Origin of the sequence: Shimia abyssi, from assembly GCF_003014475.1 — a bacterium.
Taxonomy (GTDB): domain Bacteria; phylum Pseudomonadota; class Alphaproteobacteria; order Rhodobacterales; family Rhodobacteraceae; genus Shimia; species Shimia abyssi.
Genome location: NZ_PYGJ01000002.1, coordinates 115,861 through 140,702 on the forward strand (window position 1 = coordinate 115,861; position 24,842 = coordinate 140,702).

Annotated in this window: 25 protein-coding genes; 16 read left to right on the plus strand and 9 right to left on the minus strand. The window is 56.7% G+C overall.

The window, feature by feature from the left end:
- The first annotated feature begins 37 nt into the window (after window positions 1-37).
- The 3 genes from CLV88_RS04550 (at window position 38) to CLV88_RS04565 (ending at window position 2,346) form a co-directional block, all read left to right on the plus strand.
- Complete coding sequence (locus CLV88_RS04550; protein ID WP_106607580.1) at window positions 38-511, plus strand: YHS domain-containing (seleno)protein; 474 nt, start codon at window positions 38-40, stop codon at window positions 509-511.
- Window positions 512-1,158: 647 nt separating this feature from the next.
- On the plus strand, window positions 1,159-1,380 hold the full coding sequence (locus CLV88_RS23280) for a helix-turn-helix domain-containing protein (RefSeq protein WP_243403574.1): 222 nt from the start codon (window positions 1,159-1,161) through the stop codon (window positions 1,378-1,380).
- 609 nt (window positions 1,381-1,989) lie between these two features.
- A complete protein-coding gene (locus CLV88_RS04565) occupies window positions 1,990-2,346 on the plus strand; it encodes a helix-turn-helix domain-containing protein (protein WP_106607202.1) in 357 nt (118 codons plus the stop codon).
- 229 nt (window positions 2,347-2,575) lie between these two features.
- Here the strand turns inward: CLV88_RS04565 and CLV88_RS23725 are convergent, their stop codons facing one another.
- Entirely contained in the window at window positions 2,576-2,761 is a 186-nt protein-coding gene (locus CLV88_RS23725) for an aldehyde dehydrogenase family protein (protein ID WP_106607203.1), read from the minus strand.
- Window positions 2,762-2,987: 226 nt separating this feature from the next.
- On the opposite strand from CLV88_RS23725, the gene CLV88_RS04575 reads away from it, so the two are divergent.
- A complete protein-coding gene (locus CLV88_RS04575; RefSeq protein ID WP_106607204.1) occupies window positions 2,988-3,140 on the plus strand; it encodes a hypothetical protein in 153 nt (50 codons plus the stop codon).
- A 249-nt stretch (window positions 3,141-3,389) separates the two neighbouring features.
- Here the strand turns inward: CLV88_RS04575 and CLV88_RS04580 are convergent, their stop codons facing one another.
- Complete coding sequence (locus CLV88_RS04580) at window positions 3,390-5,672, minus strand: adenosylcobalamin-dependent ribonucleoside-diphosphate reductase (RefSeq protein WP_106607205.1); 2,283 nt, start codon at window positions 5,670-5,672, stop codon at window positions 3,390-3,392.
- Between the two features lie 166 nt (window positions 5,673-5,838).
- Here CLV88_RS04580 and CLV88_RS04585 point away from each other — a divergent pair, with 166 nt between their 5' ends.
- Window positions 5,839-6,270, plus strand: a complete 432-nt coding sequence (locus CLV88_RS04585) for a DUF1489 family protein (protein ID WP_106607206.1) — start codon at window positions 5,839-5,841, stop codon at window positions 6,268-6,270.
- A 55-nt stretch (window positions 6,271-6,325) separates the two neighbouring features.
- Here CLV88_RS04585 and hisG read toward each other — a convergent pair whose 3' ends face one another.
- Genes hisG through hisS form a run of 3 tightly spaced genes read right to left on the minus strand, consistent with a single transcriptional unit; the run spans window position 6,326 to window position 9,599 of the window.
- Window positions 6,326-7,015 carry an ATP phosphoribosyltransferase gene (hisG, locus tag CLV88_RS04590; protein ID WP_106607207.1) on the minus strand — a complete coding sequence of 230 codons (690 nt, stop codon included), beginning with the start codon at window positions 7,013-7,015 and terminating at the stop codon, window positions 6,326-6,328.
- Entirely contained in the window at window positions 7,012-8,097 is a 1,086-nt protein-coding gene (locus CLV88_RS04595; RefSeq protein ID WP_106607208.1) for an ATP phosphoribosyltransferase regulatory subunit, read from the minus strand. Before CLV88_RS04595 ends, hisG begins: the two co-directional genes overlap by 4 nt.
- Window positions 8,097-9,599: a histidine--tRNA ligase gene (gene hisS, locus CLV88_RS04600; protein WP_106607209.1), complete on the minus strand. Its 1,503-nt coding sequence runs from the start codon at window positions 9,597-9,599 to the stop codon at window positions 8,097-8,099. The genes CLV88_RS04595 and hisS overlap by 1 nt, the downstream gene beginning before the upstream one ends.
- 137 nt (window positions 9,600-9,736) lie before the next feature.
- Here hisS and CLV88_RS04605 point away from each other — a divergent pair, with 137 nt between their 5' ends.
- The 8 genes from CLV88_RS04605 to CLV88_RS04640 all read left to right on the plus strand — a co-directional run bounded on the left by CLV88_RS04605 (window position 9,737) and on the right by CLV88_RS04640 (window position 17,061).
- Entirely contained in the window at window positions 9,737-9,931 is a 195-nt protein-coding gene (locus CLV88_RS04605) for a SlyX family protein (RefSeq protein WP_106607210.1), read from the plus strand.
- 318 nt (window positions 9,932-10,249) lie between these two features.
- Window positions 10,250-11,131, plus strand: a complete 882-nt coding sequence (locus CLV88_RS04610; RefSeq protein WP_106607211.1) for a 5-bromo-4-chloroindolyl phosphate hydrolysis family protein — start codon at window positions 10,250-10,252, stop codon at window positions 11,129-11,131.
- Between the two features lie 21 nt (window positions 11,132-11,152).
- On the plus strand, window positions 11,153-12,352 hold the full coding sequence (locus CLV88_RS04615; protein WP_106607212.1) for a toxic anion resistance protein: 1,200 nt from the start codon (window positions 11,153-11,155) through the stop codon (window positions 12,350-12,352).
- Window positions 12,353-12,408: 56 nt separating this feature from the next.
- The gene (locus tag CLV88_RS04620) at window positions 12,409-13,269 is read left to right on the plus strand and encodes a DUF2927 domain-containing protein (protein WP_207797017.1); all 861 of its coding nucleotides are present in this window, start codon (window positions 12,409-12,411) and stop codon (window positions 13,267-13,269) included.
- 23 nt (window positions 13,270-13,292) lie between these two features.
- On the plus strand, window positions 13,293-14,435 hold the full coding sequence (locus CLV88_RS04625; protein ID WP_106607214.1) for an SPFH domain-containing protein: 1,143 nt from the start codon (window positions 13,293-13,295) through the stop codon (window positions 14,433-14,435).
- A gap of 84 nt (window positions 14,436-14,519) precedes the next feature.
- The gene (locus tag CLV88_RS04630; RefSeq protein ID WP_106607215.1) at window positions 14,520-15,632 is read left to right on the plus strand and encodes a TFIIB-type zinc ribbon-containing protein; all 1,113 of its coding nucleotides are present in this window, start codon (window positions 14,520-14,522) and stop codon (window positions 15,630-15,632) included.
- A gap of 11 nt (window positions 15,633-15,643) precedes the next feature.
- Entirely contained in the window at window positions 15,644-16,324 is a 681-nt protein-coding gene (locus tag CLV88_RS04635) for a nitroreductase (protein WP_106607581.1), read from the plus strand.
- The gene (locus CLV88_RS04640; protein ID WP_106607216.1) at window positions 16,321-17,061 is read left to right on the plus strand and encodes a nuclear transport factor 2 family protein; all 741 of its coding nucleotides are present in this window, start codon (window positions 16,321-16,323) and stop codon (window positions 17,059-17,061) included. The genes CLV88_RS04635 and CLV88_RS04640 overlap by 4 nt, the downstream gene beginning before the upstream one ends.
- Window positions 17,062-17,065: 4 nt before the next feature.
- Here CLV88_RS04640 and CLV88_RS04645 read toward each other — a convergent pair whose 3' ends face one another.
- The 3 genes from CLV88_RS04645 to CLV88_RS04655 all read right to left on the minus strand — a co-directional run bounded on the left by CLV88_RS04645 (window position 17,066) and on the right by CLV88_RS04655 (window position 21,614).
- On the minus strand, window positions 17,066-18,133 hold the full coding sequence (locus CLV88_RS04645) for a DUF2235 domain-containing protein (protein ID WP_106607217.1): 1,068 nt from the start codon (window positions 18,131-18,133) through the stop codon (window positions 17,066-17,068).
- Window positions 18,111-20,408 (minus strand): xanthine dehydrogenase family protein molybdopterin-binding subunit, encoded by a 2,298-nt coding sequence (locus CLV88_RS04650; RefSeq protein ID WP_106607218.1) that lies wholly within the window; start codon window positions 20,406-20,408, stop codon window positions 18,111-18,113. Before CLV88_RS04650 ends, CLV88_RS04645 begins: the two co-directional genes overlap by 23 nt.
- Window positions 20,409-20,483: 75 nt before the next feature.
- Complete coding sequence (locus CLV88_RS04655; RefSeq protein ID WP_106607219.1) at window positions 20,484-21,614, minus strand: type III PLP-dependent enzyme; 1,131 nt, start codon at window positions 21,612-21,614, stop codon at window positions 20,484-20,486.
- Window positions 21,615-21,721: 107 nt separating this feature from the next.
- Here CLV88_RS04655 and CLV88_RS04660 point away from each other — a divergent pair, with 107 nt between their 5' ends.
- Window positions 21,722-22,159, plus strand: coding sequence for an Lrp/AsnC family transcriptional regulator (locus tag CLV88_RS04660; RefSeq protein ID WP_106607582.1), 438 nt, complete (start codon window positions 21,722-21,724; stop codon window positions 22,157-22,159).
- A 37-nt stretch (window positions 22,160-22,196) separates the two neighbouring features.
- Here CLV88_RS04660 and CLV88_RS04665 read toward each other — a convergent pair whose 3' ends face one another.
- Window positions 22,197-23,087: a LysR family transcriptional regulator gene (locus CLV88_RS04665; protein ID WP_106607220.1), complete on the minus strand. Its 891-nt coding sequence runs from the start codon at window positions 23,085-23,087 to the stop codon at window positions 22,197-22,199.
- A gap of 103 nt (window positions 23,088-23,190) precedes the next feature.
- Between CLV88_RS04665 and CLV88_RS04670 the strand changes: the two genes are divergently transcribed.
- Both CLV88_RS04670 and CLV88_RS04675 read left to right on the plus strand, forming a co-directional pair.
- Entirely contained in the window at window positions 23,191-24,069 is an 879-nt protein-coding gene (locus CLV88_RS04670) for a phytanoyl-CoA dioxygenase family protein (protein WP_106607221.1), read from the plus strand.
- A gap of 14 nt (window positions 24,070-24,083) precedes the next feature.
- A complete protein-coding gene (locus CLV88_RS04675; protein WP_106607583.1) occupies window positions 24,084-24,710 on the plus strand; it encodes an HD domain-containing protein in 627 nt (208 codons plus the stop codon).
- Window positions 24,711-24,842: the final 132 nt, after the last annotated feature.

Sequence of the window (24,842 nt, forward strand, 5' to 3'; positions counted from 1 at the left end):
GGCCGCGTTGTTCACAAAAGGACCAAAAGGAAAAACCATGAACACATTCAAATCTCTCGTCGTTGGCGCAGCGCTCGCAGTCACTATGGCCAGTTCGGCACTCGCCGCTGGTGTAGACGTAAACGCGACCCCAACTGGCCTTGCGCTGCAAGGGTATGACGCTGTGGCCTACCACACAGTTGGCGAACCAACCAAAGGCGACTTCCAGATTACTTCGGTCTACAACGAAGCGACCTACCGCTTTGCCTCCGAAGAAAACAAAGCCAAATTTGACGCCGACCCAGAATCGTATGCGCCGCAATACGGTGGCTATTGCGCCTTTGGTGCTGCCATGGGCTTCAAGTTTGACGGCGACCCAACTGTTTGGAAAATCGTCGACGGTGAGCTGTTTCTGAATCTCGCGCCTTCGATCCAGACGCGCTGGGAATCTGACCTCGATAACCTGATTGTTCAGGCCGACAACAACTGGGTTTCCATCGAAGACAAAGCTCCAGCTGAACTACAGCAATAAGCCATTTCACCACCCCGCGCTCTTTCGGCGTGGGCTACCACTCACGACAAAAGGCGGCACCTGGTGCCGCCTTTTTTTTTGTCGAGGTCGAAGTCAGGCAGGGCAGAATACCAGCCCGGCGATTTTTATCCGATTTCACGCTTAACTCCGTAACCGCGATACCTTAATCAAGACGGAACTTCGCAAGAGGCTGGCTCGTGTGAAACAACGCCAACCCACACGCCCAAGAGACAACGCCTTCACCATCTTCCAACAGCAAGAATGAAACAAGAATGGGCTTCACTTTCGCTTGTCCCGCTTGGTAGGCTTGGTTGAGGTCGACGCTTGCAGGTCTGAAACTTCGCCAAAACAATTGATCCAGAAAACTTCACCTTCCAGGCTTTACCTTTCTTGCATACTCTAGCAGTCGGCAAAATTCTTTCTGGTGAGGTTTGAGTGGCTCTGGCTGAGAGTTATTTATGCCCCAATCGGAATCTCGGTTGCTAGCCCAAATTGGATTTGTGCAGCTGCGATGGGGCAATGAATGAGGTCGTAGGCAATCTGGTCCTGTCGCGGTTTGATGCCGCTCCCCTGATAGCATTCTTTTGTTGATTATCACTGAGAACTGGCCCGGTATTCCCATAAATTGTCACTGAGAGTTGGCCCAAGTGAACACACTTGCCCGACGGTTTTGGTTGAGGGGATTTTTGAGTGGCTTTCGACACTACGCATTGCGTGACAAAATACCATTTCGCGAGATTGCCCGGCGGACGGGTTTGTCTCGAAGTACCATCAAGAAGTATCTACGCGAAGGCGCGGTGGAGTCGAAGTTCAAGACACATAGGCGCCCAAATAAGCCTGACCCGTATGCGGATCGTTTGTCAGCTTGACTTTTGATTCAGACCCGCAAATCACGCAACGAACGGCGAACTGTGAAGCAGATGCATGCAAATCTCGTGAAGATTGGATACGACGGCCCTAAGAACGGATTGCAGCCTTTGCCCGGGCCTGGCGTGACGATCGGCATCGCCTGAGCAGACAGGCTGTCGTGGAACGTTCTTTCCTTTGACCTTTCAGCCTGGTGAAGCCTTTCGGTGCGACTGGAGCGAAGACTGGGCCAATATAGGCGGTGAACGGATCAAGCTTCAGGTGGCCCATATTGAGTGTCTGACGTCAGCACCCATGGGTCCAATTTTGATAAGAGAGAGTTTTCGGACAACTGGCTCATCGTTACCATCAAGGAGTGGACGATGAGAAAGTAAACAAAGAGTCCTGGCGAGAAGGTCGTCAAAGACATCAAACGGGCCACGTGCAAGCAATATTCCAATGAAGAGAAGATTAGGTTCGTGCTAGACGGGCTGCGCTGCGAACACTGACAAGGTGAAGGAACTGCACCGCGAGGCGCGGGACCTCGAGGAGGTGGTTGCTGAGCAGACGCTCGAACATTGGCCATGCTCAGCATTGCCCGCAGGACATTCTACCATTGGTAAGATCGTTACCTGCAACGCGGGAATGCTGGCCTTGCAGATCAATCCCCCAAGCCCAAACACGTTTGGAACCGCCTGCCAACGGAAGTGAAGCGCAGGTCTGTCAAGCTGGCGCTGGAGCAAACGGAGCAGTCGCCACGCGATTTAGCGGTGATGTTCACAGATCACGAACGATACTTTGTATCGGTATCCACAGTGTATCGCAATCTCAAGGCACATGACCTAATCACCAGCCCTGCATTCATCGTGCTGAAGCCCGCCAATCAGTTCCAGCATGAGCCAACAGCCATCAGCCAGCTTTGGCAGACCGCCACATCCGCACATTTGCTAAACGAGTCGGCGTTGATGCTAAAGACTATGGCTTCTTGAGGCGCGTGTTTTGTTAAGCCACCGACGTATTGTGTATTTCTCTACGCAAATTTTTTGGTTGGATTTGGCAGATTGAACCCCTGAAAGGGTATCGCCAGCCATCTTTTGCGAGTTGAAAGTTGTCCTGCGGCACAAATCTTGTCTCAAAAAACCGGGCATGTGCTATATCCTGAAATGGCGCGATGCTGTCAGGTCAACGACCTTAGTGCGCCTTTAGGTGAAGGTTGATCTATTTTTCCCGCGTATATGACAGCAACTCACCGATATTTCCTTCGGTACCGATCCCACTTTCTTTCCATCCCCCAAATGGCGGGCCACGCGCCCAAGTCACCGGGCCGTTGATTTCAATATAACCCGCCTCCAGGTCATCCGCTGCCTGGTGCGCAAGGATTCGGCAAAGAAATGAAACACACATGGCGCACCTATTCCGACCCGCGCGAAACGCGCAAAACTGGAAAGCCCGCAGGCATCAGGAACTAAGGTCCGATTGCACAGGGTGCACGTTGCAGCAAAAGTTTTGCCCCAACTCAGAGGCCCGCGCAGTCCATCGCGAGAAATACGAAATCGTCAGAGCCTTCGCACGCCAATGCACCGCGTAAGAGTTCAATGTCACCGCGCAGAAACGACGACAGAAAGTTGAGATGCTCTTCGCACACCTCAAGCGCCTCCTTGGCCCCGGGCGGCTCCGATTAAGGGGACCTTGCGGCGTTCAAGATGAATTTACTCTCGCATCCATTGCCCAAAACCTCCGGAAACTAGCAAAACTCAGGCCTATGAGCCCAGCCTTCGGATAAGAAGGCAACCCAACCTCGAACATCCCAATAAATCAACGCGTTTTCACATGTCAAAGCGCGAGAAAGGAAGAGTTTTTCAACACAATCCGTCCGTGGGCACCCCTGATCATTGAAGTAGAATCGGACCATTGGCTAAATTCAGTTTTTGGAAAGAATTTAGCCAATGGCAAATTTATGAGCTCTACATGGCAATCCCTAGGGTCAAAATGGCAATACTATGGGTGCGTCCACAGAGCTCAACTTTCCCGATTATCCGCATTTTGAATAGCCACAGCTCATGCAAGTCATACAACCTTCCACCATCTGCACATCAAACTGACCACAGCTGGGGCAAGCTTTACCTCTCGGCGCCTCTCCAACGGCGACAACCTCGGCCTTTGGGTCTGACTTGAGGCCCATCCCCTCGCCTTCTATGAAACCGATAGCAATCATGTGCCGCTCGATCACACCGCCAATCGCTGCGAGGATAGATGGGATGTATTTCCCCTCCATCCAGGCACCGCCACGCGGATCAAACACAGCTTTGAGCTCCTCAACCACAAACGACACGTCCCCACCGCGACGGAATACAGCTGAGATCATGCGCGTGAGTGCAAGTGTCCACGCGTAATGCTCCATGTTTTTGGAATTGATAAAAACTTCAAACGGGCGTCGGTGGCCATTGATAATCACGTCATTCACCGTCAGGTAAATAGCGTGCTCACTATCGGGCCATTTCAGCTTGTAGGTCGCCCCCTCCAGCGTCTGCGGCCGTTCCAGCGGCTCAGACATGTAAATGACCTCTCCACCATCGGCCAAATGATCTGCTGGTTGTTCACCCGGTGCAGTTTCTGCGCTCTCTGACACGGCGAGAACCGATCCGGTCACATCATTGGGACGGTATGTTGTGCACCCCTTACAACCCGTGTCCCACGCCTGCATATAGACATCCTTGAACGCCTCAAAACTGATGTCTTCGGGGCAGTTGATCGTCTTTGAAATACAGGAATCGATCCATTTTTGCGCAGCAGCCTGCATCCGCACATGTGCGGATGGCTCCAGCGTCTGAGCATTCACGAAATACTCGGGCAACTCGCGATCACCAAACTTGTCCCGCCACATCTGCACAGCATAATCGACGACTTCTTCCTCTGTGCGCGATCCGTCCTTTTGCAGGACTTTACGGGTATAGGCATAGGCGAAAACTGGCTCGATCCCGCTGGAAACATTACCTGCATAAAGGCTGATTGTACCGGTTGGCGCAATCGATGTCAGCAACGCGTTGCGGATCCCATGCTCGCCAATCGCCGCCTTCACATCATCGTCCAACTGCGAAACCAACCCGCCGCTCAGGTACTTCTCAGCATCAAACAGCGGAAAAGCGCCCTTTTCTTTGGCAATATTCACCGACGCCAGATAAGACGCGCGCGCAATTGCCTTCATCCAGACCTCGGTCTGAATAGCAGCCTCTTCGGACCCATAGCGCAATCCAAGCATCAGCAACGCATCAGCAAGCCCGGTTACACCAAGGCCGATCCGGCGTTTCGCTTGCGCCTCAGCCGCTTGTTCAGGCAATGGGAACCGCGATGCATCCACAACGTTGTCCATCATCCGCACGGCGGTCGCGACCAGTTCGGTCAGCTCGACTTCGTCCAGTGCAGCGGCATCTTCAAACGGGGCCTTAACCAGTCGCGCAAGGTTGATCGAGCCCAGCAAACACGCGCCATATGGTGGCAACGGCTGCTCACCACACGGGTTTGTCGCCGCAATAGTTTCCACATAGTTTAGATTGTTCAGCTTGTTGATGCGGTCGATAAAAATCACGCCCGGTTCGGCATAATCATAGGTCGACTGCATGATCTTGTTCCACAGATCACGTGCTTCGACCGTATGATACACTCGGTCACCGAACTTCAACTCCCACGGACCGTCCGCCTTAACGGCGTCCATGAACGCATCTGTAATCAAAACGGACATGTTAAACATGCGCAGGCGGGCCGGGTCGGATTTTGCCGTTATGAACGCCTCGATATCCGGGTGGTCACAGCGCATGGTCGCCATCATTGCGCCACGGCGCGACCCCGCGCTCATGATGGTTCGGCACATCGCATCCCAAACATCCATAAAGGACAATGGCCCCGACGCATCTGCCGCCACACCCAAAACATCGGCCCCCCGCGGGCGAATGGTCGAGAAATCATAGCCGATACCGCCACCTTGCTGCATTGTCAGCGCGGCTTCCTTCAACATGTCAAAGATGCCTGACATACTGTCGGGCACCGTGCCCATAACGAAACAATTGAACAACGTCACATTGCGCGCGGTGCCTGCACCGGCGGTGATGCGGCCTGCCGGTAGATATTTGAAGTCTTCAAGCGCGGCATAAAACTTGTCTTCCCAAACCGCCGGGTCTTTTTCGACCCGAGCCAGATCACGCGCGATCCGTCGCCAGCTGTCTTCGACTGTCTGGTCAATTGGCGTGCCATCCGCCTCTTTAAAGCGGTATTTCATGTCCCAGATCGACTCTGCGATGGGGGCGGCAAAACGGCTCATCAACGTGATTCCCTGTAACTGCGCGTTTCTTGAAGAGGTACAAATCTAACCCAAAATGATTAGCGGTAGCAACGGCATTTACGCGCTCAAAACACAATAGGTTGAAGCTGGTACGACAAAGGGTACTATATAAAGCCCACTATCGGGAAGAATCTGGGGACAAGCTGTGGATAACTATATTAACCTGATAAAGCTTAGCGTCGGATCAGAGAGCGTAGAAACCCTCATTGACTGGCAGGAAAGCCGCGCCGCAAAAACATCTGACGGATTGCCGCGTCATGTCACTCGTATGTGGCCCAAACGCGAGGCAGAAATTTTGCGAGGCGGATCCATTTATTGGGTCATCAAAGGCACGATCCAGTGCCGTCAGCGCATTTTGCGCCTCGACGAAGTCATTGGCTCGGATGGCATTCGTCGATGCGCGATCGTGCTCGATCCTGAAGTTCACCGCACCCAAGCCGCACTCAAGCGCCCTTTTCAGGGCTGGCGCTACCTCAAGCCCGAGGATGCGCCCCCGGACCTGCCGCATTCACGCGAGGCCGATGATGCGCTGCCCGATGACCTCAATCGCGCCCTCGCGGAAATCGGTGTGCTCTAAGCTCCGATGATAGCCCACGAGGGCTTGAAGAATTGCCCCACCGCGCAGCCCCTGATCACCCCAACTTATTCAACAAGGCGCGCATCGCGACCTTTTCATCGCCTGATGTAACCGCCACACGGCTACGCCACAATGTCGCCTGCGAGCGCAGAATAGGTCCGTCCGTCAAAATTTTAAGGTGGTTCGCGCGCAAAGTTTCCCCGGTCGAGGTAATATCCGCCACCGCTTCGGATGTCAGGTTCTTTACTGTACCTTCCGTGGCGCCTTGACTGTCGACCAACTGATAATCCGCCACGCCGTTCTCACGCAGATAATCCCGCACCAATCTGTGATACTTGGTCGCGATCCGCATCCGAAACCCGTGATTTTGACGAAACGCCGCAGCAGCCGCGTCCAAATCGTCCAACGTATCAACATCCGACCAGCAGCCCGGAACAGCAATGATCAAATCAGCCTGACCAAAGCCAAGCGGCGCAACCTCTTGAACCTGCTGTTCCCAGCGGCCCAGTTTTTCACGGACAAGATCCGTTCCTGTCACACCCAGATGGATCCGCCCCGCCGCCAACTCGCGCGGAATCTCCCCGGCCGACAACAGCACCAGCTCGACACCGCCGACACCTTTGACAGCACCGGCATACTCGCGTTCTGACCCAGTCCGTGACAACTCGATGCCGCGTGCCCGGAACCAGTCAAATGTCTTGTCCATCAGTCGCCCTTTGGACGGCACACCCAGCTTGATACTCATAACTGCGCCCCCAATTCGACCAATAGACCCGGACGGATCACACCGCCCACCGCGGGAATCTCGCACCCCTGCCCCAACACGCGGGTTAAGGCATCATAGCGCCCACCCGTTGCCACAGAAGGCAAATCCGGGCGTCCGGGAACCGAAAACCCAAAGACAAACCCGTCATAATATTCCATCGAGGTACGTCCAAAACTGGCTTCAAAACTCAGATTGTCGACATCCACACCGCGATCTGCCAGCGCGCCGATCCGCTCTTGCAAGCGGAACACAGCTTCGGTGATGGCGGGCATATCCACTGCCAGATCGCGGATTTGTTCCAAGGCGAACGGCAGCGTCTCGCGCACGTTTAACAACGTATCGATCAATTCCACCTGACGCGCGCTAATAGGTGTCGCCTCGGCATCTTCACGCAGCGCTTCAATGCGCTCGGCTACCTCTCGCTGCGTTCGCATCCCGATGTCAGGAAATCCGTGCACCAAAGGCTCCGGGTTGTCCAGCAAAGCCTGTCGCGTTGGGGGCGCTTTACTGCGTCCGGAATACCGATCAAGCAAGGCACGAAACCGGCTCGGTCGCCAGATATGGCGCATCAGGGCCGCTTTGCGACGTTCTGTTGTATCCAGCCCACGCACAGCTGCCGCCAGAATACCAATATCCCCGGTTGCCGCGCGCAGTTCCATGTCGCCTAACGCATTCTGGATCACTGCAAACACTTCGGCATCCGCCGCCGCCGGGTTTTCCCGGTCAAAAACCTCGAACCCGACCTGCACATACTCATTAGCGCGTGCTTCATCGTCTTCCTGCCGCCGAAACACCTCGCCTGCATATGTGTACCGCGCAGGCTCAGCTCCGTCGGTCATGTGTTTTTGCACCACCGGCACCGTAAAATCAGGGCGCAACATCTGTTCACCGCGCAACGCGTCACTGGTTACATAGGCCCGTGCGCGGATGTCTTCACCATAAAGGTCCAAAAGCACTTCGGCAGGCAACAGGATTGGCGTTTCGACCACTTCTGCGCCCGCAGCTTCAAACTGCGCCCGCAGCTTAGCGGCACGCGCCCGAATTTCAGATTTCCGAGACATCACACGCCCTGCCCGTCCAGAATTTCGCGCACCTTCGCCACCAGATCACCACGAGGCACTTCAAACTGGCTCGGGCGCTCTTTCCACTCTTCCAGTGTTGCGCTCTCGGCAATCTTTGCACCAAGGATCAGGTCCTTAATCTGCACAATCCCCTGTTCCTTTTCGTCACCACCTTCGATGACAGCAATTGGCGAGTTGCGTTTATCGGCGTATTTTAACTGGTTGCCAAAATTCTTGGGATTGCCAAGGTAGACTTCGGCGCGAATGCCCGCATTGCGCAGCTCTGCTACCATCGCTTGATAATCCGCCATCCGGTCGCGATCCATCACTGTGACCACGACAGGCCCGGTCGCGCGACCACCCATGCGCCCCTTTTCACGCAACGCGGCCAACAGGCGATCCACCCCGATCGACACACCCGTCGCTGGCACCGCCTGTCCTGTGAACCGCTTGACCAAATCGTCATACCGCCCACCACCGGACACCGAACCAAACTGACGCTTGCGGCCCTTTTCGTCAAAGATCTCAAAGGTGAGTTCAGCTTCGAACACCGGACCGGTATAGTATCCCAATCCGCGCACAACAGACGGATCAATCTCGATCCGATCCGCACCGTAACCGCCCGCGGCCAGAAGCTCACCGATCTGCTCCAGCTCTGCGATACCTTCGCCGCCAATGGCCGAAGCCCCAACAGCGCCGCGCAGGTTTTCGAACGTCTTGGACACATCGTCCGCTTTGGATGTCAGGAACGCAAGCACGGGCTCGGCCTGATCCTCGCTCAGCCCGACTCCGTCGATATAGGCACCAGAAGCATCAAGCCGCCCTTTGGTCAGCAACGCACGCACACCGGCCTCGCCAACCTTGTCGAACTTGTCGATCGTGCGCAGCACATTGTCACGCGCGCCTTCGCCTTCGGGCAGGCCCATGGCTTCCAGCACGCCGTTCAGAACCTTGCGATTGTTGACGCGCACCAGATAGTCGCCACGCGGAATGCCAACGGTTTCCAGAGTGTCGCTGAGCATGGCGCAAATCTCGGCATCTGCTGCCATGCTGGCGGTGCCGACCGTATCGGCGTCACACTGATAGAACTGGCGATATCGCCCCGGACCCGGCTTTTCATTGCGCCAGACCGGCCCCATTGCATAACGCCGGTACGGTGTGGGCAGGTCATTGCGATGTTGCGCATAGACTCGCGCTAATGGCGCTGTCAGGTCGTAACGTAGCGCCATCCAATCGCCACGTTTACCTTCCGTGTCGTTCTCGTCAAACTCCTGCCACGCAAAAACGCCCTCGTTGGGACGATCCACATCTGGAAGGAACTTGCCCAGCGCTTCAACGGTCTCAACCGCGCTCGATTCCAAGGCCTCAAAGCCATAGCGGTGATAGACCCCGGCGATCTGATGCAGCATCTCTGCACGGTCGCTCACTTCGGCGCCGAAATAGTCGCGAAATCCCTTCGGCGTAATTGCCTTGGGGCGGGGGGCTTTTTTCTGCTTGGCCATATCCTGGTCTCTCAGGCTAAGAATATCGCCTTGGCCTTTACCCAATGCCCGACGCAGGGGCAAGGCAATGCTCAGATTGAAGTACCCAGCTTTGCGGTGGTCTTGACCCAGTCTTTGTCACACTCTAGGCCGATTGCATGGAAAAACTCGAAGAGCAAATCGCCCATCTGACCCGCACGCTGGAAGAGCTGAACGAGGTCGTCGCCCGTCAGGATAGCGAAATCGCGGTACTGACGCGGCGCGTACATATGTTGATGGAGCGTGAAGCCACCCGTGAGTCGGAAGGCGGCGGCGGCATTGTCATGGGCGACGAGCGACCGCCGCATTACTAACGCGGTACTCCCGCCGGTTGCCAACGCATCTGCGATGCGTTTGTCGCCCGTTGGGCGTGGCCGGGGCGCTGCCCCGGAGCCCCGAAGTATTTCAGGCGAAATGAAGACTTGTGAGCAATTGGCGGACGCTTTGCGCGAATTTGCGCCCACGGTTTGTGGGAAACGGCGATCTTCCCCCTAGCGTTGCCTGCGGTTTCTTCCTAGATTTCTGCACAGATTATCAAGGACCACACCCATGTCCGGCACCGGATTACAAAAGCTCTCATTTGTTCTGCTGATCATTTTGATTCTCTACGTAACGATCGCAGGGGGCGTATAATGGCGCAAAAGTTTGGTGGCAAATTCAGCCCCGATGGCAGCCCCGGTGGCAATGCAGCGCCACAGTCAGAGCCCTTTCACGGTGCTTCCCGAAGTAAAGTTGGTGGCCGGGTGAACTTGTTGTTTATCGCGCCTTTGCCCTTAATCTGGCAAGCCTTTGGCAATGGCGCGACGGCGCTGGCACTCAATCTTGTCGCACTGGGCGCATTGATGCTGGCCGCGTGGATGACACGCGAGGGTTTGTTTGCACAAGAAGCGTATGACGCACGCAAAGTGGCCCGTCGCCCTGCGTTTCCACGCAAGCTGTTGGGGTCTGTTTTGACTGGCATCGGGTTGGCCATTGCAGGATTTGCAGCCGGCGGAGGCATAGCTGCACCAGCCATCTATGCGGTAGTCGGCGGCGTCTTGCATAGCCTGGCCTTTGGCATAGACCCAATGCGCAACAAGGGCATGGAAGGTGTCGATCAGTTTCAGACTGACCGCGTTGCCCGCGCCGTGGAAGAGGCAGAGGCCCATTTGCGTGCCATGTCTGACGCTATCAAACGCTCGGGTGATCGCGCGCTGGAAAACCGGGTCGACAGGTTTCAGCAAACTGCGCGTGTGCTGTTTCGCACCGTTGAAAACGATCCACGCGACCTGACGGCGGCGCGGCGCTACTTGAGTGTATATTTGCGGGGCGCGCGTGACGCGACAATTAAGTTCTCCGACATATATGCCCGCAATCGCAGCGCAGACGCACGGGCCGATTTCGAAGCGTTGCTGGATGATCTCGAAGAGAACTTTGCGACCCGAAACCAGAAACTGCTGCTGGATGACCGCAGCGATTTGTCCATTGAAATTGACGTTTTGCGCGAACGACTACAGCGCGAAGGCGTGCGTTAAACCATTTAAAGAGGTGTCCAAATGTCAGAATCCGTCAAACAGAAAGCCCAAGCTGCGCTGGCCGAAATTGATGCCGTGACGGCCGTTGAGTTGGCTGAACCTGCACCGGCCAACCAGGTGGTCGCGTTAGAGAAAGCCGATGCGCCCCTCTCTGCCGAGATCACCAAACGTATGGCCGAACTGGACATGTCCAACACCAACTCTATTGTCTCGTTCGGGTCAGCGGCTCAGGCCGAGCTTCAGGAAATCAGCCAGGCCATGCTTCAGGATGTCCGCAACAAGGATGTTGGCCCGGCCGGCGATTCTCTGCGCGACATCGTCACTACCATTCGTGGATTTTCCGTCAGCGAACTGGATGTGCGCCGCGAACGCAGCTTTTGGGAAAAGATAACCGGCAAAGCCGCACCATTTGCCAAGTTCACCGCCAAGTTCGAAGACGTCCAGGGCCAGATCGACAAGATCACCGACAATCTCTTGGGCCATGAGCATACGCTGCTCAAGGACATCAAATCCCTTGATGTGCTCTACGACAAAACTCTGAATTTCTACGACGAACTGGCGCTCTATATTGCTGCGGGCGAAGCCAAAATCGCCGAGCTCGACAGCACTGCTATACCGGCCAAGGAGGCCGAAGTTGGCGCAGCCGACGAGAATGCCCAGGTGATGAAGGCGCAGGAATTGCGAGACCTGCGTGCAGCGCGTGACGATCTGGAACGCCGCGTGCATGACCTGAAACTGACCCGTCAGGTGACCATGCAATCCCTGCCTTCGATCCGTTTGGTTCAGGAAAACGACAAATCACTTGTCACCAAAATCAACTCGACACTGGTTAACACCGTGCCACTCTGGGAAACCCAACTGGCCCAGGCCGTCACCATCCAGCGCAGCGCCGAAGCCGCCGCAGCCGTGCGCGATGCAAACGATCTGACCAACGAACTTCTAACCGCCAACGCCGCCAATTTGCGTGAAACCAACAAGGTCGTACGCGAGGAAATGGAACGCGGCGTGTTCGATATCGAAGCTGTCAAACAGGCCAATGCTGACCTGATTGCCACGATCAATGAAAGCCTGCAAATCGCCGATGAGGGCAAGGCGCGACGCGCCTCGGCCGAAGAGGATATGAAGAAAATGGAGGCCGATCTGCGCGATACACTTGCCTCGGCCAAGGCGCGCCAGACCGGACTGGGCGACACCACTGCGACCTCTGTGCCAAACGCGTGAGGGCCCTGAAAGGCATATGCTTGGCGCTTAGTTTGGCGTTTGTGACGGCCTGTGAAATGCCGGAGCCCACGGACAGCGCACCTGCCGTGCCAGCCCCTTACATGCCCTCAACCGAAAGCGAGTCCCTGCGCAATTATTATGCGCATGTTCAGTCCGACCTTTTGGCGCGTGGGCTATTGCGCACCGATGGCGGCGGTCCTGACACGCCTTTCACACCCGATATGTTGGCGCGCAACTTCGAGCGCATAGCCTTTTATGACGAATACGCCTTCAACAGCGGCCTCAGCGCCCCCAGCGGACGGGCTGGGCAGTTGCGCCGGTGGTCAGGCCCCGTTCACGTTGCTGTGGAATTCGGTCCCTCGGTCCCGAATGAACAGCGCAAAATAGATCGAGACACGCTTTCGAACTATGTGCCCCGGCTGGCCAGTGCAACGGGGCATTCGATCGCGCTCAAATCGTCCCGGGCCAATTTCCACGTTCTGGTCATGAGCGAGGACGACAAACCGGCCCTCAACGCCCGCATAAAACAGCTGTTACCCGGCGCAAGCACAGCCACGCTGAACTTATTCTCAGACTTACCTAAGAACATTCACTGCCTTGTCGTTGCCTTCTCTGACCAGACCAACTCAAACGACTACAATGGCGCAATCGCGGTGATCCGTGCCGAACACCCGGACTTGTTGCGCAAATCCTGTATCCACGAAGAGGTCGCCCAGGGGCTTGGCCTCGCCAATGATAGCCCAGATGCACGCCCGTCCATTTTCAACGATGATGACGAGTTTGCCTTGCTCACCACCCATGACGAAAAACTACTGTCGATCCTATATGACAGCCGTTTGAAAATCGGCATGGAGATCGAACAAGCCCGCCCCGTTATCCGCATTCTCGCGCGCGAAGCATCCGGCGCGATTTACTGACACCCTCGAAAGGAACCTCAACTATGGGCATTTTCGATTTCCTCACAGGCGAATTTATCGACGTCATCCACTGGGTGGACGACACCCGCGACACGCTGGTCTGGCGGTTTGAACGGGAGGGCCATGAAATCAAATATGGCGCTAAGCTGACCGTGCGCGAAGGGCAATCAGCCGTCTTCGTGCATGAAGGCCAGTTGGCAGACGTCTTCACCCCCGGACTTTATATGTTGGAAACCAACAACATGCCGGTGATGACCACGCTCCAGCATTGGGATCACGGTTTCAAAAGCCCTTTCAAATCCGAGATTTATTACGTCAATACGACACGGTTCGCCGATCTGAAATGGGGCACCAAGAACCCGATTATGGCGCGCGATCCAGAATTTGGCCCTGTGCGCCTGCGCGCCTATGGCACCTACGCGATCCGCGTCGTCGATCCGGCCCGCTTCCTGACCGAGATTGTTGGCACCGATGGTGAGTTCACCATGGACGAGATCAGTTTCCAGATCCGCAATATCATCGTTCAGGAATTCTCCCGCGTGATTGCGGGCTCCGGCATCCCCGTGCTCGACATGGCCGCCAATACCGCCGACCTGGGCAAACTGGTCGCCGCCGAAATCTCCGGCACACTGGCCGAATACGGCCTTTCTATGCCGGAACTCTATATCGAAAACATCTCACTGCCTCCCGCCGTCGAAGAGGCCATGGACAAACGCACCTCCATGGGCATCGTGGGCGATCTGGGTAAATACACGCAATTCTCCGCCGCCGAAGCCATGACGGCTGCCGCCCAAACGCCAAACTCTGGTATGGGCGCTGGCATGGGAATGGGCATGGGCATGGCGATGGCCCAGCAAATGGCCAATCCTGGCCCTTGGGGCAGCCGCTCTGCGGCCCAAGCACCCGCGCAATCCGCCCCCGCACCACAGGCGGCCGCCGCACCGCCACCACCACCACCCGTCGAACACGTCTGGCACGTTGCCGAAAACGGCGAGACCAAGGGACCCTTCTCCAAGGCCGCCTTGGGTCGTATGGCCTCAGGCGGCGAACTCACACGAGAATCCTATGTCTGGACCGCCGGTCAGGACGGCTGGAAATACGCCGAAGACGTCCCCGAACTGGCACAGCTCTTCACCATTCTACCGCCCCCCCCACCCGGCGCCTGAAAATCTCGCCCCAGCGTCCACAACGCGCCGGGGTACCCACATTCTCAATGTTTGCAAATACCCCCGCCGGAGGCTTGAAATCTCATGTCCCAAACTCCTCCACCGCCCCCCGCGCCCAAGGAAACACACCGCTTCCCCTGCCCTAACTGCGGCGCGGACTATCGCTTTGCACCCCAGCAATCCAAACTCGTCTGCGATCATTGCGGCCACGAGGAAGCCACCGAACAAGGCGACCGCGCCGCCGCGATCACTGAACTCGATTTCAAACAGGCGCTCGCGGATCAACTCCCCAATGCCGAAATCGTCGAGGCCCGCGTCTCCACTTGCCCAAACTGCGCCGCGCAGGTCACGTTTGATGACACCACTCACGCCGCCGAATGCCCCTTCTGCGCTACACCCGTCGTGGTTGACACAGGTCTCCACCGCCAGATCAAACCACGCGCTGTGCTACCCTTCCAGCTTGAGGAACGCGCCGCCCATGACGCCATGAACACTTGGCTCGGCAAGCTGTGGTTCGCGCCCAACGGGCTTCAGGAATACGCCCGCAAGGGCCGTAAAATGGACGGCGTCTATGTCCCCTATTGGACCTATGATGCCGATACAAAGTCCTCCTACTCTGGCGAGCGTGGCACCATCTACTACGTAACCCAAACCGTGATGGAAGACGGAAAACAGGTGCAAAAACAGGTCCAGAAAATCCGCTGGCGACCGGTCTCGGGCCGTGTTGCACGCTGGTTTGACGACGTCCTTGTCCTCGCCTCCCGCGCACTTCCTAAATCTCACACCGACGCGCTCGAACCGTGGGATCTCTCTGCTCTGGAACCCTATTCACCCGAATTTCTCGCGGGCTTTCGCGCCGAAGGATATTCCGTCGAACTTCAGGATGGCTACGATCAGGCCCGCACCCACATGGACAGCGTCATCCGCCGTGACGTGACCTTTGATATTGGTGGCGACCGTCAGCGCATCCACCGCGTCTCCACCGCTGTCAGCGACGTGACGTTCAAACACATCCTCCTGCCGGTCTGGCTCGCCGCCTACAAATACCGCGGCAAAACCTACCGCTTTGTGGTCAACGGCCAAACGGGCCGGGTTCAGGGCGAACGCCCCTGGTCCGCATGGAAAATCGCCATCGCGGTTGTGCTCGGCGCTATTGTCGCTGGCGGGATTGGCTATGTCATAGCCCAAAACCAATGACCGGATATACAATGCCCCAGCACGCAACCCTTCAGGATCTCCTGAACACCCGTCACTCCTGTCGGGCGTTCCGCCCTGATCCGGTACCGCGCGACGTGATCACGCAAATTCTGCAAGACGCAGGGCGCGTACCCTCTTGGTGTAACGCCCAACCGTGGCATGTCTACCTGACCAGCGGTGCCGAAACCGAGGCATTTCGCACGACCATGCTCAACGCAGTCGATACAAAATCCTCAACCTGCGATTACGACCCACCCACGAGATATTCCGGGGCGCGACTTGCTCGCCGCCGTGCCTGCGGCCTGCAACTCTACGAAGCGGTTGGCGTAGAACGCCGTGACAAGGCGGCGCGCGCAGCGCAAATGCGCGAAAACTATCGGTTTTTCGGCGCGCCTCATGTCGCCCTGATCACCTGCGCAGCGGAATTGGGCACCTATGGCGCGCTCGACTGCGGTGGCTTTATCACCGCCTTCTGCCTCAGCGCTCAGGCGCAGGGAATTGCCACCATCCCTCAAGCGGCACTGGCGTTCTATGCCACTGAAATCCGAGCACATTTCGATATTCCCGAAACCCGCAATATCCTCGCCGCCATCTCTTTTGGCTACGCCGAAACAGACGCGCCGGCAAACGCCTTCCGCACCGACCGCGCTGAACTGAACGAATTTGTAACTTTCCACGGGGATCCGTCGTGACCTCTAAAAAACACCTGCTCCAGAAGCTGCTAAAAGGCATTGAAACCGGCGATCCAGAGGCCGCGTCGGTGGTCGATGAAACCCGCTACATCCAACACAATCCACAAACTCACGAAGGCAGCGAGGGCCTTGCCACCCTGTTCGCCCGACTTGCCAAAACCAATCCCCGCGTCACCTTTTGTCGTGTTTTCGAAGACGGCGATTTTGCCTTTGCCCATAACGAATACGATTTCGCCAGCATGCGCGCCGCGTTTGAGATTTTTCGGTTCGAAAATGGGTGCGCGGTTGAACATTGGGATAATATCCAACCCCTCAAGGGGCCAAACCCCTCGGGACGCGCTATGCTGGACGGCACCACAACAATCACCGACATGGACCAGACCGAAAACAACCGCTCTTCTGCTCGCGCATATGTCGAAACCGTTTTAGTTGGCCAAAACCTCGACGCGATCGACACCTTTGTCGCTCCTAACCTGATCCAGCACAATCCAGACCTGCCAGACGGAAGCAGTGCCTTGCGCGCCGCACTCACTGGCGCATGGCACTACACACGCCTGCACCGCGTCCTTGCCGAAGGAAACTTTGTGCTCTGCGTCTGCGAGGGTCGTTTCCACGGCACGCATTCCAGCATTTACGATCTGTATCGCTTTGAAGGTGGCAAAATCGTCGAACACTGGGACACGATCGAGGCCATCCCGCCGCGTGACCAATGGAAAAACAACAACGGCAAGTTCTAACCGACTACTCCGCCGACACCAGTGTACTTTTCATTTCACCGGCATGAACAAACGGTAGCGCTGTGGCGTGAATACTCTCCGAACTGTCCTGGCCAACGACTCGCCGCTTGCGCAGCAGAAACATACGCCCCCAACTGCGCCAAGTGCCCACCATCGGCGCGTCCGCATCCGTGGCAAACCGATCCCGCCACCCTTCGGGCAAATCCAGCCCGCACAGCTCGATTTTTTCCAGCATCCAAATCAGTGAAATATTGGACAGCGGCCGCGCCGCCTCAAACCCGCCCAACATGCCGCCAATATCACCATGTGCGCCGCGAAACCAAACCTGCTCTGACCGTCCACTCCACCCATCCGGACATTCCCACAGGATCGGCTCAAACGCCTCACGCGTCTCATCCAGCGCCAACGCATGATAGCCGTGTTTCACCACCGGGCTCAGATGATGGTTGTGAAACTCATGGCGCTGCTCGGTTGCGCGCCACAATACCGGCAACCGCAACCCCAGTGCCTTGACCGTGTCCCATACGCCCACCATCTCGATTTCGACATCCGCATGGCAGTGAGCTTGCGCAAACACCTGCGCCGTCTCACTGTCGGGCGTGCATTCATAATGCCGATAGGCCGTGCGAATATTGCGCTCCGTCGCGCAAGACGCCTTAAGCAGCCCCACTCGGTCAATCACACCGGCTAACGAGCGCACTGCAAATGCCCCGCGGGAGTAGCCCAGCAGGAATATCCGGTCACCAGGGCGATACCGCGACGCCAAATACCCATAGGCACGCCGGATCTGGCGATTTATGCCCCGCCCCATCATCACGTCCAGCGTCTGACGCCATCCGTGCCATTGCACGCCCGCCTCATAGTAAACCGACACGCTTGGCCCCATCTCCTGCAACAGGCGATAGGTCAGGCCGGCGTTGGTCTCATGCCCGGGCTCAAGCGTGGACATAGTGCCATCCAGAATGATCACATGAGTTAGCGCACCCCGGCGAGGCGTCGCCTTGGAATGGCGAGAGCTGAGCTTTTCGCCCAGCCAGCCAAAAATCCGCTCATGCAGCCGTTTCAGAGGCATCCCTTAACATTTCCCATACTCTTAGAGGCGTAAACGGCATGTCCGCCTGCCGAACACCGCGCTCCCATAGCGCGTCCTGCACCGCATTTGCCGCAGCCGCCATCGCGCCCACTGTGCCCGCTTCGCCGCACCCTTTCATGCCCATGGCATTGGCGGTCGACGGCACGGCCTCGGTTGTAAAACCGATCATCGGCAAATCACCCGCACGCGGCATTGCGTAATCCATAAAGGTCGCGGTCAGCAACTGACCGTCTTCATCAAACACGGTATGCTCCATCAGCGCCTGTCCAACGCCCTGCGCCACACCGCCATGCACCTGCCCTTCAGCCAGCATCGGGTTGATCAGATTACCAAAATCATCAACCACATTATAGCGGTCCAGCACCACCTGCCCGGTCTCCGGATCTATCTCAACCTCGGCGAAATGCGCTCCATTGGGGAACGAACGCGCGTCCAGCCTTGTGCGCGCTTCGTGCATCATCAGGTCATCCCGACCATCCTCGCGCGCCATCGCCGCCGCTTCCAGCATGGTCGGTGTGAGGTTCGATCCTTCCGCGCGGAACTGTTCATGGTCAAACAACAAATCGTCCGGTGAAACACCCATTTTCCCCGCCAAATACGGCGTAAAGGCCGCAACCATCGCGTCCACGGTCGCCAGGGTTGCCGTATTCTGCACTGTCACAGATCGCGAACCACCCGTTCCGCCACCTTGCTTGATCCGATCGCTGTCGCCCTGCACAACATCAATCAAATGGGCCGGAATACCGGTCTGATCCGATAGGAATTGGGCATAAACCGTCTCGTGTCCCTGCCCGTTACTTTGTGTCCCGACATAGATCGACGCTGTACCATCCTCATTGAATTCAACCTTCGCGCTTTCCGCAGGATCACCCAAAATGCTTTCGATATAGTAACACAAGCCCACACCACGCAGCTTACCCTTGGCCGCACTTGCGGCCTTGCGCGCGCAAAAGCCGTCCAGATCGGCGAATTCTGCCGCCCGGCTTAGAACACGATCAAAATCACCCACGTCATAGGTCTCATCCGTCGCAGACTTATAGGGAAACGCATCTACCGGAATGAAACTGCGCCGCCGCAACTCCAGCGGATCTACCCCCAGCTCCCGTGCCGCACGGTCCATCAGACGCTCCAGAACGTATATCGCCTCTGGCCGCCCTGCGCCTCGAAATGCGTCAACCGGCGTGGTGTTGGTATAGATACCGTCAACCTGCAACCAAGTATGCTGCACGTCATAAACCCCCATCAACACGCGGCTGAAAAGCTGTGTTTGGATGGCCTGCGCAAACTGCGAATTATAGGCCCCCATATTGCACACCGTCTTGACCCTATACCCGACCGCCTTGAGGTTTTCGTCAAACGCCATCTCTACCAGCGACACCAGATCGCGCCCGGCATTGTCCGACAGCATCGCTTCGGTCCGGTCGGCCATCCACCGCACCGGTCGCCCCGCAATCCGCGCCGCCTGCGCGATTACAAAGGGCTCGTTATAGGACATGCCCTTCATTCCAAAACCGCCACCCGTATCCGGGTTGGTTACACGCACCTGTTCACCATCCAGCTTAAAGATCCGGATCATGTCGTCCTTTGGAACCCAGACCCCCTGACCGTTTATCGCAACGTGCGCACGGCCCTCGACCCATTCAGCATAAGAACCGCGCGGCTCCAGCGAATTCACAATGACCCGGTTGTCGCCCACCTCCAGCGACACTACATGCGCCGCGTTCTCGAACACTTCCGCTGTCGCGGCTTCGTCCCCCAACCCCCAGTCAAACGCCTTGTTGTCGGGTGCTTCGCTATGCAGCGTCTCCCCTCCCGCGGCCAGCGCCATATGAGCGGGTAGATCGTCGAAATCGAAAACGATCATCTCAGCCGCATCACGTGCCTGATCAATGGTTTCGGCCACGATCACGGCAATCGGCTCGCCAACATATCGCACGCGCCCCTGCGCCAGTAGCGGCCGCTTGGGCCCAGCGCCCTTAGTGCCATTACGGTTCTTGACCTGTGTCCCCGTTAATGTCGCGTCCAGCCCGGCAGCCTCCAGATCGGCCTGTGTCAGAATACAGACAACACCTTCCAACTCTGATGCATCCGTAATATCCAACTCGGCAATCTCGGCATGTGCGACCGGCGAGCGCAAGAAAAACGCCGAAAGTGCGCCATCCGGCGCAATGTCGTCCACATAGCGCCCCTCACCGGTCAAAAACCGCGTATCTTCCGTCCGCTTGACGGATTGGCTTTTGCCAAACTTTTCCATTTCCGTGCTCCAGTGGGTCCCATCGTTATAATGGAATGTAGCCCTCCCACTTGCAGTGTCCAGTCCACGAATGTCTCACAATTCAGAGACGTTTATGACAACTTGGCGACCGTAGCCATTAAACCCCGTGGAAATCGACGCAGAATAGGCCCCCATCGCGCGGATCAACACATAATCCCCTTCACGCAAATCTTCGGGCAATGGCATTTTTTCGGGCAGACAATCCAGGCTATCGCAAGTCGGCCCGAAAACGACGTATGGAATGGCCCGCCCAAGGACCGTTGAACCATCTCCCCGGAAGACCTCAACCCGCTCTGGCACCCCAATATCGCGTAGTTCAGTCAACGCACCGTAAACGCCATCATTTAGATAAACCGCCCCATTGCGCACCGTTTTCACCCGAACAGCTAACGTAAATGCTTCTGCCACCATCGCCCGTCCCGGTTCGCAAACCAACTCTGGTGCGCTGACCCCAAAGGCCCGTAGCGTCTCTTTGGAAATACGCGCGAAAATGGCCTCCAGATCCGGCTTTGCTCCGCACCGATGGGCCGCAAAGCCACCGCCAACATTCAACCGATACAGCTCAACACCCGCAATCCGTGCAACATTTGCAGCTTCGGTCACATATGTGGCCCAGGCCCCCGGATCAGCACACTGCGTTCCGGGGTGAAATGTCAGAGACGGACGGAACCCCATCTCACATGCATGCTTTAGCAACCTTACCGCCGTGTCCGGATCCGCGCCGAACTTGTCGCCAAAATCATAAGCCGCCCCCGCGACAGGCAATCGAAACCGCACGGCTATTTCGGTTCCATTTCGCGGCAGATCCGCCAGCTTCTCCAACTCGCGCAGACAATCCACCGACCAGCTTTTTACACCGTATTTTAGCGCTCCAGCCACCTCTGCGATTGAGCGCACCGGGTTGTGGTAATGCAGTATCGCCTGTGGATTGACATCCCGCACGTGCTGCATTTCCAACGGCGAAGCAACGTCAAACGCTTCAATGCCGGCCCCGATAAGGTTTTCCAACACCGCCATCTGATCATTGGCTTTGACCGCGTAAGTAACCGTCCCATCAAACCCGTCTAAAAACCTCTGTGCTGTGGCCTGCAAAACGTCGGGGCAAAAATACAAAACCGGCTCGTCGGGCTGATACTTCTCCAGATGCCAGCGTGGCGTTGGCCAAAGGGCGGGCTGATTGCGCATATAAACCTCTTGTCCTGCTCCTTCTCAGCTTGAGGCAGCAATCGCTCGATTTCATGCGGCAAAGCGGGTATTTTGCCTCTAACTTTGGGCAAAATGACGAAGACATCATGCATATCGACAAAACCGACCAATCCCTGTTGGCGCTCCTGTCGGACAACGCGCGCGCTCCAGTTGCCACTCTGGCGCGTAAGCTCGGTCTTGCGCGGACAACAGTTCAGGCACGTATCGACCGGCTGGAGCAATCTGGCACAATCGCCGCCTACACCCTTCAACTTGGCGATCAGGTGAGGCCCCGCATTCATGCAACTGCGTTGGTGTCCATCGAACTGCGCGCGGGCCCGTCGGTTCTGCAAAAGTTGAAAACTCTCAGCGCTGTTGAAACCGTGCACACCTGCTCAGGTCGCGTTGACCTGATCGTCCAACTCGCGGCCGATACCACGTCCGAACTGGACGAAACGCTTGACCGAATTGGTGAAACCAAGGGGGTGAAAAACTCCGAAAGCCTAATCCACCTCAGCACAAAACTTAATCGAGCACGCGGGTAAACTGAGCTCTTTTCAGAATACCAAACGCATACAACATCTAATCCCACCCCTGCCGCGCGATCCAGTCTAACAGCCAATCCCGAAACCGCCGCGCCGGGGGCCGTAGCCCGGACAAACTGTCATAAACCAGATGATAGGCTTCGCTGCCTTGCACAGAAACGCCCGGCAGGCATGGCGTCAATCCCATGCCGTTCATCTCGATATCGCTCGCCGGTGCCCGCGCAAGTGCTATTCCCCGCCCTTCGCGCGCCATGGCCATCGCCATCAGGCTACTATCCGCATATACGATCCGTCGCCCACCGGGTCGTACCTTTCGATCCTCCAGAAACTGCGACCAACCCGAACGATGGGTACCGACTTCGATCAACGGCCACTCCAAAAGGTCCGAAGGGTGCGCAATACGCTCCGCGACATTTCGCACCGTCACCGGGAATAGGCGTTCCCCCATCAGCCGGTCACTTTCAGCGCCATAAGCATGTGGATTGCCAAAGATAATCTTCAGATCGCTAAAGCCACCCTGCAAATCGGATGCCGAATTCCCCGTCGACAAAACAACCGACACACCCGGATGTTGCTCCTCGAATTCAGCCATACCGCGCGACAGTATGCCATGGGCAAAAATGAGCACCGATTGCACATACAGGCCCTGCTCGCGCGTTTGCCCAAACAAGCCTTCTGTGGCCTCCTCCAACGTCATCAAGGCTTGCTGCACCGGCGGCAAGTAGGCCCGCCCAGCTTCCGTTAGGCGCACGGCATGGGCGTGACGTATAAAAAGCGGCGCCCCCAGCCGCTCTTCCAACGCGCGCACCTGTTGGCTGACCGCCGCCGCCGACATGTTCAACTGCTCAGCAGCGCGCGCAAAACTCTCTGTCCGCGCCGCTGCTTCGAACACACGCAACCAATTGAGCGAGGGAATTCTGCTCTGCATGCATGTAGCATAAGTAAAACTTAGCCTGCCCCGCAAGAGGTGTCATGCTGTCAAAATCACAGTTGCGACTAACCTGCACTTAACGCAAATTGCGAGGTTTCTAATGCTCCCCTCACTCCCTCTGGAAAACGGACACCTGTCCCAAAACCAGAAAGATCAATACTGGCAAGACGGCTATCTCTTCCCTCTTCAAGTCATGGCCACAGAAGAAGCCCACGCTCTGCGCCGCGAATTAGAATCCATCGAACACAATTGGCTAAACGCCGGTTTACCCTTGCCGCTCAACACGTACAAACGCGTGAACGCACAATGCGTCTTGCCCATGGCACATCGCATTGGCGCGGACCCGCGTATTCTGGATATTGTTCAGGGGTTGATCGGCCCCGATATCCTGATTTATGGCGTCGAGTTCTTTATCAAGGAACCACACACCAAGCACCGCGTTGGCATGCATCAGGACCTGACCTATTGGGGCCTTGGTGCCATTGACGGTCTAGTCACAGCATGGCTCGCCCTGTCGCCCGCCACTTCGCAATCGGGCTGTATGGACTTTGTGCGCGGCTCGCACAAAAATCCGATCCTGCCGCACGAAGACACGTTTTCCGAAGACAACCTGCTTAGCCGTGGTCAAGAAGTGCGCGTTAATGTCCCTGACACCGACAAGGTCCCGATTGAAATCCACCCGGGTCAAATGTCACTGCACCATGGCCTGACAATCCACGGCTCCGGCCCAAACACCTCAAACGACCGCCGCATCGCCGCTGTGATCCGATATGTCACGCCTACCGTGGCCCAGCAGGTCGCCGACAAAGATTATGCCATGCTTGTTCGCGGCGCGGATCGCGCGGGCAACTTCATTAACTATGCGCCTCCGCGCACAGCTTTCTCTTCAGAAAGCCTTGCGCTCTACGAAGAAATCCGCTCCGCTCAGGCCCAGGCCACGATGAAGGGCACAGAAAACGCAAAAGGTCTCTATGCATGATGGACGCGCAAAAAATGGAAAAGGTCAACTTTACCCAGATGAAAGATGGCACTAAGGAAGAGTATGAATTCCTGACCGCCCACGAAACCGACCATACGAAACACACAGCCGACCGCCTGCTCAGAGCCTTGGTGGAACTGGATGAAAGCCTGTCCGGTTACCAGATCACACGCCTTGGTCACTCTGTGCAATCCGCCACCCGGGCTTGGCGGGATGGGGCCGATATCGACTGGGTTGTCTCAGCACTGTTGCACGACATTGGCGACATCTATGCGCCATATAATCACGACGAATACGCCGCCACGATCCTGAAACCCTTTGTACGCGAACAATGCGCCTGGGTGGTACAAACCCATGGCGACTTCCAGATGCTGTACTATGGCCACCATCTCGAAGGCTTTGACCAGCACAAGCGCGAACGCCATCGCGGACACCCTTATTTCGACGATAACGCAGTTTTTTGTGAACGCTGGGATCAAGCGAGCTTTGACCCGGCTTACGTTACCTTGCCGTTGGAGTTCTTTGCCCCAATGGTGCGTGAAGTTTTTGACCGGCCACCCTACGACCCAGAAATCATCCGCCCCAGCGCCCGCGAGCCACTGCAAAATAAACTTGTCGCATCCCAGCGTCTCCAGGCGTGACCCAATGGGGCACGCCCATGGGCGTGCACAGTATGTGCACCTTCGGTGCTGAATTGGGTATTTGAGAACATTGAGAAATCTCAAAGTGCGCCCGGCAATGGCCCGGCTTCGCGGTTTGATAAACCCAAGGCG

Excerpts from the sequence above, each read along its gene's own strand:
- CLV88_RS04630 (WP_106607215.1), top strand. The coding sequence starts at position 14,520 with ATGTCCCAAACTCCTCCACCGCCCCCCGCGCCCAAGGAAACACACCGC.
- CLV88_RS04610 (WP_106607211.1), top strand. The coding sequence starts at position 10,250 with ATGGCGCAAAAGTTTGGTGGCAAATTCAGCCCCGATGGCAGCCCCGGT.
- hisS (WP_106607209.1), bottom strand. The coding sequence starts at position 9,599 with ATGGCCAAGCAGAAAAAAGCCCCCCGCCCCAAGGCAATTACGCCGAAG.
- CLV88_RS04605 (WP_106607210.1), top strand. The coding sequence starts at position 9,737 with ATGGAAAAACTCGAAGAGCAAATCGCCCATCTGACCCGCACGCTGGAA.
- CLV88_RS04575 (WP_106607204.1), top strand. The coding sequence starts at position 2,988 with ATGCTCTTCGCACACCTCAAGCGCCTCCTTGGCCCCGGGCGGCTCCGA.
- CLV88_RS04660 (WP_106607582.1), top strand. The coding sequence starts at position 21,722 with ATGCATATCGACAAAACCGACCAATCCCTGTTGGCGCTCCTGTCGGAC.
- CLV88_RS04595 (WP_106607208.1), bottom strand. The coding sequence starts at position 8,097 with ATGTCTCGGAAATCTGAAATTCGGGCGCGTGCCGCTAAGCTGCGGGCG.
- CLV88_RS23725 (WP_106607203.1), bottom strand. The coding sequence starts at position 2,761 with ATGTGTGTTTCATTTCTTTGCCGAATCCTTGCGCACCAGGCAGCGGAT.
- CLV88_RS04645 (WP_106607217.1), bottom strand. The coding sequence starts at position 18,133 with ATGCCTCTGAAACGGCTGCATGAGCGGATTTTTGGCTGGCTGGGCGAA.
- CLV88_RS04580 (WP_106607205.1), bottom strand. The coding sequence starts at position 5,672 with ATGAGCCGTTTTGCCGCCCCCATCGCAGAGTCGATCTGGGACATGAAA.
- CLV88_RS04620 (WP_207797017.1), top strand. The coding sequence starts at position 12,409 with ATGCCGGAGCCCACGGACAGCGCACCTGCCGTGCCAGCCCCTTACATG.
- CLV88_RS04650 (WP_106607218.1), bottom strand. The coding sequence starts at position 20,408 with ATGGAAAAGTTTGGCAAAAGCCAATCCGTCAAGCGGACGGAAGATACG.
- CLV88_RS04615 (WP_106607212.1), top strand. The coding sequence starts at position 11,153 with ATGTCAGAATCCGTCAAACAGAAAGCCCAAGCTGCGCTGGCCGAAATT.
- CLV88_RS04655 (WP_106607219.1), bottom strand. The coding sequence starts at position 21,614 with ATGCGCAATCAGCCCGCCCTTTGGCCAACGCCACGCTGGCATCTGGAG.
- CLV88_RS04625 (WP_106607214.1), top strand. The coding sequence starts at position 13,293 with ATGGGCATTTTCGATTTCCTCACAGGCGAATTTATCGACGTCATCCAC.
- CLV88_RS04665 (WP_106607220.1), bottom strand. The coding sequence starts at position 23,087 with ATGCAGAGCAGAATTCCCTCGCTCAATTGGTTGCGTGTGTTCGAAGCA.
- CLV88_RS04670 (WP_106607221.1), top strand. The coding sequence starts at position 23,191 with ATGCTCCCCTCACTCCCTCTGGAAAACGGACACCTGTCCCAAAACCAG.
- CLV88_RS04635 (WP_106607581.1), top strand. The coding sequence starts at position 15,644 with ATGCCCCAGCACGCAACCCTTCAGGATCTCCTGAACACCCGTCACTCC.
- CLV88_RS04675 (WP_106607583.1), top strand. The coding sequence starts at position 24,084 with ATGGAAAAGGTCAACTTTACCCAGATGAAAGATGGCACTAAGGAAGAG.
- CLV88_RS04550 (WP_106607580.1), top strand. The coding sequence starts at position 38 with ATGAACACATTCAAATCTCTCGTCGTTGGCGCAGCGCTCGCAGTCACT.
- hisG (WP_106607207.1), bottom strand. The coding sequence starts at position 7,015 with ATGAGTATCAAGCTGGGTGTGCCGTCCAAAGGGCGACTGATGGACAAG.